The sequence below is a fragment of the Snodgrassella gandavensis genome (assembly GCF_914768025.1).
GTDB lineage: Bacteria > Pseudomonadota > Gammaproteobacteria > Burkholderiales > Neisseriaceae > Snodgrassella > Snodgrassella gandavensis.
The window spans coordinates 40,740-47,669 of record NZ_CAJZCE010000016.1 but is presented as its reverse complement, the minus strand read 5'-3'; the positions used below and the strand labels follow the sequence as shown (position 1 = coordinate 47,669).

Sequence of the window (6,930 nt, the reverse complement as noted above, 5' to 3'; positions counted from 1 at the left end):
TGATCAGGTACGGCTGGATAACTGGTTTGCGGATGCGTCATACCGGCAGTATCAGATTCATACTGCGGATGGTATGCACTATACAGCCGCACAGGTACAGCAATTGGTAGGGGCAATGGCTACTTTCTCTAGTGGCAGCAGCGAAGGCCGGATATGGGCGGCGGATGAGGTGAAGCAGTTTGCACCGCCGAATATTCTTGCGGCCAACTGTGGTTAAGCCAAAAGTACTGTAGTATAGACAAGCCTGCAAATTATATTTGCAGGCTTTTTATTGTGGATAAAGATAGCTGATGCTAATTATGCTGTATTGTCATTAAAGTACTTGGCAATTTTTTGCTTTGCCGTTTGTCTGTGAGCAGGCGGGTTGGGTGAATCTTTTATTTATCTATTATTATTAAACATTTAAATAAATTGATGTTCGGATTTCCCTTGATATTCACGGCCATTAACAGGGCAAATACTATCAATGATATAAGACACGGTGCTAATACATTGTCTATAGAAACGGCGCTGAGTCAAATTGAGATTTAGCCGGATAAATATTTGTGTCAAGTGCGGGTAAGAAGTCGTTAATTAAGACAAATAAATACTCTCTGGTCTGCTGCTTTCCATTGTCTTTAATAAGGGTAAATGCTTGGTATCGAGATGTAGTATTGTGCTTGGACAGGTTTTGTAATGGTGCCTTAGTTTATCTTCGATGGATGTTGCAATTTTAAGCAGATGTTTGAGTCTGTAGCTAGTTGTTTTATGGCGTTTATTGTTACAGGCTAAGGGGATAAGCAGCTTCAATCTGGCTTTTTTAGATGTTGTAAAAGCTCGGGCAATTAACCATAAAGTGTTTAGCCAAGTCGGTGATGTGTATTTTTTCTTTAAAACATGGTTTGAAAATTCTGGTGCTAAAATTTTATACAGCATCAATACAAGTTTAATTGCTCAGATCCGGGGGCCACATTTAACTTTACAAGATTTATGTCGTTTAAATTCTTATATTAGCCCTGAAACACATGTTGTTGTATTAATAACAGCAAAAATGATTACTAATCAGGGTATTTTAACAACTAAAAACCACTGGATAGTTTGGACAGATAAATTAAAATTACACAATGGTCTGGAAATAACAGAACAAACAGCAATAACTGAAAAGGTTCAGCTTGAACTATTTTCATGGGGCAAGGTAAAAAAATGGTGGACCTCAAAAACTTTAGGTGAAATTATGGAATACTCCTTCGCAGCTATGGTGGTAAGTAAAATTCCTTAGATAAAACATATATGGCAACAAGATAAATGGTAAAGTGTTTAAGACACACTTATTTTTAATAAAAATTCAATTAATCGCAATAAACCATATGAAAAAATCACGATATTATTTAATGTTAATCGTTAACTTATTTTTAGTTCTTTCACTTACTGGGTGTTTTTGTAGCGGAAAATTTGAAGTGCTATCTGAATCTTTACCCAATGCCGCTTTTGGTAAACCTTATTATGCTGAAATAAATATTAATGTTGGTGTAGTTCGCAGTGATTCCTATCATATTAAACCTGAAAATTCAGGGCTTGAGCTATCTCCATCCTATTTTGATTGGAATAATTCATATAATGATTTCACCATAAAAGGAACGCCTAAAGTGAACGGAACAATTAGTATAGAATTTACAGGAACTACTTATGTAACTATGCATTGTCCGGCTAGTCAGTTTAAAAAAATTTATACTATCAAGGTTGAGGAATAGCTTTTTATATCTCTATATGGTGTAATCGCGAAATTTGTTGCTGATGATAGGGTGTTTATTTGGGTTTTACTTATCTTGATTACGGTATTTTCTTCAATTGCTGTAAACAATGCGATGATTTGCTACAGGTAAATATTATGGAAAATAAGAAATAATTTTTTATATGCTTGTCAGTAAAGTTTATTTGTAATTAATCTTCCTATAGTTTATGGCACAAATCCCCATGCATAAATCCTTGCCAATTAACATCAATATCTTTGCCAAATGCGATAACTTTAAATAATTCGCCCATTTCATGCGCGTTCAGCAGGGTATGGCAGGCTGAGGCTGCCTGAATGTAGGGGGTATCTTCGGGTTTGCCGGTTTGTGCCAGTAATTCGGTTATGCCCAGATTGAGCAGGAATGTTGCCTGATTGGTGTAGCCAATCAAGTCTAGATGATTATCGATCCCTGCGTCGGCAATGCGGGTGAAGTTGATATGGGTGGTTAGGTCAGTCAGGCCGGGATAATAAAAGGGGTCATGAATGGTGTGATGGCGGTAATGCCCGATTAAAGTACCCTGCTGGCGCTGCGGATGATAATACTGTGCTGCATCAAAGCCATAATCAATCCAGATCATGGCTCCGCGTTGCAGTTTTTGCGCCAGTGTGGCGACGAAGGCATATTGTTGTGGATGCAGTTCGGATTGATAGGGGGCTGCTGTTGCTGGGAAAGTCTCTAGTACCTGCTGTTGTACAGCCGGATTACTAACGGGACGAGTTTGCCAGTTTAATCGGCCATTCATCCAACTGACGCCCATTTCGGTTATCTGATTTCCCTGACGCTGATAAACCGGTACTGGCATGGCATCCAGAACTTCGTTGCCCAGCAGTATGCCATTAAATTGTGCCGGTAACTGGGTTAAGTGGATAACTTTGTTTGCCTGAGCTGGGGCATGGGTGTGGATGTATTCGCGCTGGCGCTGTGCCAGTTCTGCTGACAGTTCGATAATGTAGTAGTGCTGAAGCTGGCTGCTGTGCAGTGCTGGCAGGATAGATGCGGCCAGTTGGCCAGTACCGGCACCAAATTCGTAAATGTTACCTGCAGTTTGCGGCAGTAGTGCATTTAACTGCTGTGCTAATGTTTGTCCGAATAGCGGCGTTAGTCCCGGTGCGGTAATAAAGTCACCATCCCTGCCAAATTTTTGTGCACCACCGGTGTAATAACCATAACCAGGGGTATAAAGTGCCATTTGCATGTAGTCGGCGAAACACAGCCAGTTATCCTGTTGCTGGATTTTCTGCTGAATGAGTGCAGTCAATATCTGTGAACTGGCTAGAGCGGCTTGTTCAGGGCGGGGTAAATTATCCATGGGATAGATGGTGAAAATTGTAAAGGAGAAGTCATTATAAACGTTGATTTTCGCTTGTGTCTGCCCGGGTAAAGTATCTCAAATGGTACAAATAAGCCGGTTTGCATGAATTGTAAATTAATGTATTGAATTAGTTATTTTTTTATGCTTTTGGCTGCTTTTCTGTGCGGGTAAAGTTTGCCTGAATTACATTGACCCTACGTGCAAATTTGCCTTATAGTGTGAATAAGTGTGTAAAGGTGTGGCAAAGTGGGGGATAATCCCGGTACAGTTAACTGGAGCTGAATCATGTTTGGCGGCGCGTACGAGTTAAGTATAGACAGTAAAGGGCGATTGGCTATTCCAGCCAAGTTTCGCGATTTGCTGGCGCGTCATTTCACTCCGGTACTGGTGGCTACACTGGAAAAGCGCACGCATTTATTGCTGTATCCTGAGTCATCATGGCGCAGTGTGGAAGCGCAGCTGTTGCAGCTGCCGGTGGCGGGTAACAGGGTATTGCAGGCGTATCAGAATTTGCTATTGCATAACGCCGATACCATGGAGCTGGATAGTGCTGGCAGGGTGTTGTTGCCGGCGCACTTGCGCCGTTTGGTGAATTTCGAACGTGAGGTTTATGTAGTGGGTCGTGCCAATCGCCTCGAGGTATGGGGTAGGGCACTGTGGGAAGAACAAAATAATGCCGCATTGGATATGGATGAAGACATGCTGGCAGCAGAATTGGGTAAGACTCAACTGCAATTATGAGTGAACAGACTAGTAATGGCGGTCATGTGACCGTTCTTTTGAATGAAGCAGTTGCCGGTTTACAGGTGCAGTCTGCTGGTGTGTATGTTGACGGAACTTTTGGTCGTGGTGGTCATTCACGTCTGATTTTGTCGCAGCTGGGGCATGATGGTCGGCTGGTTGTTTTTGACAAAGATCCGCAGGCGATAGCTGTGGCGCAGCAACTGGCACAGCAGGACAGGCGGGTGCAGGTAGTGCATGAAGGTTTTTCTGCACTGACCCGTTCACTGGAACAGTTGGGTATTAGACAAATAAATGGTGCGCTGTTTGATCTGGGTATTTCATCCCCCCAGATTGATGAAGCTGGCCGCGGTTTCAGTTTTCGCTTTGATGCGCCACTGGATATGCGCATGGATACCACACGCGGACAGTCGGCAGCTCAATGGTTGGCGGTGGCTGAAGAGCAGGCTATACATGAGGTGATTAAAAATTATGGTGAAGAGCGGTTTAGTCGCCAGATTGCACGGGCAATTGTGGCACAGCGGGACGAAATGCCGATTACCACAACCGGCCAGTTGGCGCGCCTCGTGGCACAAGTCGTCCGTACTCGTGAGCGCGGGCAGGATCCGGCCACGCGTACCTTCCAGGCTATTCGCATCTTTATTAACCGTGAACTGGAAGAAATAACAGGGGTGCTTCCTCAGGTGATGAATTGTTTGGTTGCTGGTGGCCGGCTGGCGGTGATTTCGTTTCATTCACTTGAAGACAGGATTGTTAAACATTTTATGCAGCAGCACAGTCGTCCGGCACCTTTACCGCGCTGGGCTGTGGTTAAGGAAACTGAGCGTGAGCAGCCTCCACTGCGTCTGATAGGCAAGGCACAAAAGCCCACTTCTGCCGAAATTGAAGCCAATCCGCGAGCTCGTTCAGCGATATTGCGTGTGGCAGAGCGCAGTTGTTAGATAAAGATTTATGGTTGGTTGATTATGAATAAAATCAACATTATTTTGCTTTTGTTGGTACTGGCTTCAGCATTTGCTGTGGTAACGGTACAGGATCGTTCGCGCCAGTTTTTTATCGCACTGGATAAGGCGCAAAAAGGGGAAAGTCTTCTGAATGAAGATTTCAGTCGTTTAAAGCTGGCGCAGGCACGGCTATCGAATCATCAGTTGATTCAGGATGCTTCAGCTCGGCAGAATCTGCATTCGCCATCACTGGCCGAAACGCAGATGCTGGCCGTACCTCGACCGGTTAAATGATGATATGAATGGGCAGAGAATAATGGAATGTTGCTTTCAGGCAGCAATATCCGGCAGTGGAACAAACTACTATGTTAATTAAAAACGATTATAAGCCGCGCATGCTGCCCCGTGAGGTGAAACAGGTCAAGCCTGTAACAACCAACGGACGGATAGTGTTGGTGCTGGGTACTCTGGCTATGGCTTTTGCCATGCTAATCGGACGTGGTATTTATCTACAGACTGAAAAACATGAATTTTTGAAAGAGCAGGGTGATCAGCGCTTTGTCCGTACTCTGCCACTGGTTGCTACCCGAGGCACAATTTCTGACCGTAATGGTGCGGCACTGGCTATCAGCGCACCGGCAGATTCTTTATATGCGGTACCTTCGGCTATGGAACAGATGCCTGCTGAAGCTCAGTTGCAACAGTTGTCTGCGCTGATTGATGTACCGGTAGCAACGATTAAAAGCCGTCTCAGTCGCAATAAAGACTTTATTTATCTGAAACGTCAGTTGTCGCCAGAGATTGCAGAAAAAGTGGCCGCATTGAATATTAAAGGTCTGGCCTTTCAGCATGAAAGTAAACGCCATTACCCGATGGGACGGATTTTTTCCCATATCATTGGTTTTACCAATATTGATGGTAAAGGACAGGAGGGGCTGGAACTGTCACGCGAAAGTATTCTGCATGGGGTTGACGGAGCCAAGGTTGTGCTGCGTGACAATAAAGGTAATATTGTTGACAGTCTGGATTCGCCCCGCAATCAGCCACCGAAGAATGGTGCCAATATGGTGCTGTCTATAGATCAGCGTATTCAGTCTATTGCTTATGAGTCTTTGAATAAAGCAATGCAGTTTCATACTGCTTCGGCTGGTTCGGTGGTAGTACTGGATGGTAAAACCGGTGAAATTCTTGCGTTGGTCAATTCACCGGGTTATGACCCCAATAATCCGGCAGCTGTTGAAAGTGATGCACGCCGTAACCGAGCTGTTACCGATATGATTGAACCGGGTAGTGCGATGAAGCCGTTTACTATTGCCAAGGGACTGGATAGCGGTAAAATCCGGCCGGGCAGCGGCTTTAATACTTTGCCGTATAAAATCGGGCCGGCTACGGTGCGGGATACGCATAATTACCCTTATCTGGATGTACGTGGCATCATTCAGAAGTCGTCTAATGTTGGCACAAGTAAAATTTCTGCCATGTTTACTCCGGAAGAAATGTACAACCTGTATACTTCTATCGGTTTTGGTCACCGGATGCATTCCGGTTTTCCGGGGGAGACGCCGGGGGTGGTACGGGACTGGCATAACTGGCGTCCGATTGAGCAGGCTACTATGTCTTTCGGTTATGGTATTCAGATGAGCTTACTACAACTGGCACGGGCATATACTATTTTTACCAATGATGGAAAGTTATTGCCGGTTAGCTTCCTCAAGCTGGATAAGGCACCGCAGGGTGAACGCATTATCCAACCGAAAACGGCGCGGGAAGTACGGCATATGATGATTGCTGTTACTCAGCCTGGTGGTACTGGTTTGCAGGGGGCAATTGAGGGATATGAGGTTGCGGCCAAAACTGGTACGGCACGAATGTTGGTAGACGGGCATTATTCTGATTCCAAGCATATGGCTACATTTATTGGTTTTGCACCAGCGGATAATCCGCGTGTTATTGTGGCCGTCAATATCCAGAATCCTACTACTAATGGTTATTATGGTGGTCCGGTTTCCGGTCCGGTATTCCATGATGTCATGGCGGGTACGCTGAATGTATTGGGTGTTTCGCCTACAAGGCCGGTGAAGACTGGTTTGCATCCTGAGAGGCGTTAATCTTTAGACAATCTGTGCTTGCACAGATTGTCTGTCTGTTTGTATCTGATGAA

The 6,930-nt window shown here is 44.7% G+C and carries 8 protein-coding genes; 7 read left to right on the top strand and 1 reads right to left on the bottom strand.

Annotated elements, in window-relative coordinates; genetic code table 11:
* From MJ764_RS10270 to MJ764_RS10260, 3 genes are all read left to right on the top strand, one after another.
* Window positions 1-217: calcium-binding protein (locus MJ764_RS10270; protein ID WP_239326717.1), on the top strand; the 217-nt coding region annotated here is incomplete at its 5' end.
* Between the two features lie 540 nt (window positions 218-757).
* Entirely contained in the window at window positions 758-1,258 is a 501-nt protein-coding gene (locus tag MJ764_RS10265; protein WP_239326715.1) for a hypothetical protein, read from the top strand.
* Between the two features lie 88 nt (window positions 1,259-1,346).
* Window positions 1,347-1,730: a hypothetical protein gene (locus tag MJ764_RS10260; protein WP_143421897.1), complete on the top strand. Its 384-nt coding sequence runs from the start codon at window positions 1,347-1,349 to the stop codon at window positions 1,728-1,730.
* Between the two features lie 199 nt (window positions 1,731-1,929).
* On the opposite strand, the gene MJ764_RS10255 is transcribed toward MJ764_RS10260, so the two are convergent.
* Window positions 1,930-3,081, bottom strand: coding sequence for a class I SAM-dependent methyltransferase (locus MJ764_RS10255; RefSeq protein ID WP_239326713.1), 1,152 nt, complete (start codon window positions 3,079-3,081; stop codon window positions 1,930-1,932).
* A 288-nt stretch (window positions 3,082-3,369) separates the two neighbouring features.
* Here MJ764_RS10255 and mraZ point away from each other — a divergent pair, with 288 nt between their 5' ends.
* The 4 genes from mraZ to MJ764_RS10235 all read left to right on the top strand — a co-directional run bounded on the left by mraZ (window position 3,370) and on the right by MJ764_RS10235 (window position 6,877).
* Window positions 3,370-3,825, top strand: coding sequence for a division/cell wall cluster transcriptional repressor MraZ (mraZ, locus tag MJ764_RS10250; RefSeq protein ID WP_239326711.1), 456 nt, complete (start codon window positions 3,370-3,372; stop codon window positions 3,823-3,825).
* Entirely contained in the window at window positions 3,822-4,766 is a 945-nt protein-coding gene (gene rsmH / locus MJ764_RS10245; RefSeq protein WP_239326709.1) for a 16S rRNA (cytosine(1402)-N(4))-methyltransferase RsmH, read from the top strand. Before mraZ ends, rsmH begins: the two co-directional genes overlap by 4 nt.
* A 24-nt stretch (window positions 4,767-4,790) precedes the next feature.
* Complete coding sequence (ftsL, locus tag MJ764_RS10240) at window positions 4,791-5,063, top strand: cell division protein FtsL (RefSeq protein ID WP_239326707.1); 273 nt, start codon at window positions 4,791-4,793, stop codon at window positions 5,061-5,063.
* 71 nt (window positions 5,064-5,134) lie between these two features.
* Window positions 5,135-6,877, top strand: a complete 1,743-nt coding sequence (locus MJ764_RS10235; RefSeq protein WP_239326705.1) for a peptidoglycan D,D-transpeptidase FtsI family protein — start codon at window positions 5,135-5,137, stop codon at window positions 6,875-6,877.
* The last annotated feature ends 53 nt before the right edge of the window (window positions 6,878-6,930 follow it).

Excerpts from the sequence above, each read along its gene's own strand:
- MJ764_RS10260 (WP_143421897.1), top strand. The coding sequence starts at position 1,347 with ATGAAAAAATCACGATATTATTTAATGTTAATCGTTAACTTATTTTTA.
- MJ764_RS10255 (WP_239326713.1), bottom strand. The coding sequence starts at position 3,081 with ATGGATAATTTACCCCGCCCTGAACAAGCCGCTCTAGCCAGTTCACAG.
- mraZ (WP_239326711.1), top strand. The coding sequence starts at position 3,370 with ATGTTTGGCGGCGCGTACGAGTTAAGTATAGACAGTAAAGGGCGATTG.
- rsmH (WP_239326709.1), top strand. The coding sequence starts at position 3,822 with ATGAGTGAACAGACTAGTAATGGCGGTCATGTGACCGTTCTTTTGAAT.
- ftsL (WP_239326707.1), top strand. The coding sequence starts at position 4,791 with ATGAATAAAATCAACATTATTTTGCTTTTGTTGGTACTGGCTTCAGCA.
- MJ764_RS10235 (WP_239326705.1), top strand. The coding sequence starts at position 5,135 with ATGTTAATTAAAAACGATTATAAGCCGCGCATGCTGCCCCGTGAGGTG.